At 75.3% G+C, this 1,131-nt stretch carries 2 protein-coding genes and 1 pseudogene; 1 reads left to right on the forward strand and 2 read right to left on the reverse strand.

What is annotated here, in order from left to right; genetic code table 11:
* Positions 1-394 (forward strand): DUF2867 domain-containing protein (locus N869_RS15275; protein WP_035063095.1); only part of this gene is annotated, 394 nt, incomplete at its 5' end.
* Here N869_RS15275 and N869_RS15280 read toward each other — a convergent pair.
* Both N869_RS15280 and N869_RS15285 read right to left on the reverse strand, forming a co-directional pair.
* The gene (locus N869_RS15280; protein ID WP_035063096.1) at positions 366-842 is read right to left on the reverse strand and encodes an acyl-CoA thioesterase; all 477 of its coding nucleotides are present in this window, start codon (positions 840-842) and stop codon (positions 366-368) included. The genes N869_RS15275 and N869_RS15280 overlap by 29 nt on opposite strands.
* Positions 839-1,131: pseudogene (locus N869_RS15285) on the reverse strand (hypothetical protein); the annotation flags it as partial. The gene N869_RS15280 and the pseudogene N869_RS15285, both read right to left, overlap by 4 nt.

Below are 1,131 nucleotides of genomic sequence, written 5' to 3' on the forward strand. Positions count from 1 at the left end.
CCTGGACCGGTTGTGGGGCGGGCCCGGGCTGCGCCGCGGCCGGCGCCACCCGACCCGGCTGACCGTCGACGACGCCGTGGACTTCTGGCGCGTGGAGGAGATCGTCCCCGGGCGGATGCTGCGTCTGCGCGCAGAGATGCGCCTGCCCGGGCTGGCGTGGCTCGAGCTGGCGGTCAGGCCCGAGGCCGACGGGTCGAGCACGTTGCGTCAGCTCGCCACGTTCCACCCGCACGGCCTGCCCGGCCAGCTGTACTGGGCGGCCGTCGCCCCGTTCCACGGGGTCGTGTTCGGGGGCATGCAACGGGGCATGCGGGTCGCCGCCGAACGGCTCGTGACCTCGCGCACCGACGTGACCGGCACCGGCGTCAGCGACCCGGGCGGCGCCTCATCCTGACCGGGTCCTCCACGTAGGGCGCCCACGCGGCCCGCTCGTGCTCGGTGATGCGCCGGGGCCGGCCCGTGACCGCGTCGACCATCACCAGGGTGGTGCGCGCCTGGACGAACACGGCGCGCTCCCCCGCGACCGTGGCGCTAACCTGGTAGCAGACGTCGATGCTCGCCCCACCCAGGTGCCCGATCCACGTCTCGACCGTCACCGGGGCACGCCGGTACCCGACAGGCAGCAGGTACTCGATCTCCTGCGAGGCGACGAACGTGTGGGTCGCGGCACCGGGACCGGCGTCCAGGACCGCCGTGGGCCACCCGTCGGCCGGGGCGTCCGGGTGCCGCCAGAACGCGACGATCCGCGCCTCCTCCAGCAGCCGGAGGACGGCCACGTTGTTCACGTGCCCGTAGGCGTCCATGTCGGCCCAGCGCAACGGCACCGGGACGTGCAACCTCATCGCGGCGTCCTCCTGGGTTCTCGACCGGGCTCTCGGCCCGGTCCACCACCGGCAGCGCGCCGGGCGGACGCCCGGGTGCGCTCGAGGTCGTCCAGGACCTCACGCACCGGCCCGACGACGTGCTGGTCGGCGACGTCGGTGACCGCCACCTCCAGGCTCGCGCGCACCCTCCGGGCCCACCGCCGTGCGCCGACGCCCGCCAGGGCACGGGACACCGCCGCCAGGACCACACCGCCGAGCAGTCCCACGAGCACCGCCAGGGTCGGCACCGGCACACCACCGCTGCGGG

Origin of the sequence: Cellulomonas bogoriensis 69B4 = DSM 16987, from assembly GCF_000767165.1 — a bacterium.
Classification (GTDB): Bacteria; Actinomycetota; Actinomycetes; order Actinomycetales; family Cellulomonadaceae; genus Actinotalea; species Actinotalea bogoriensis.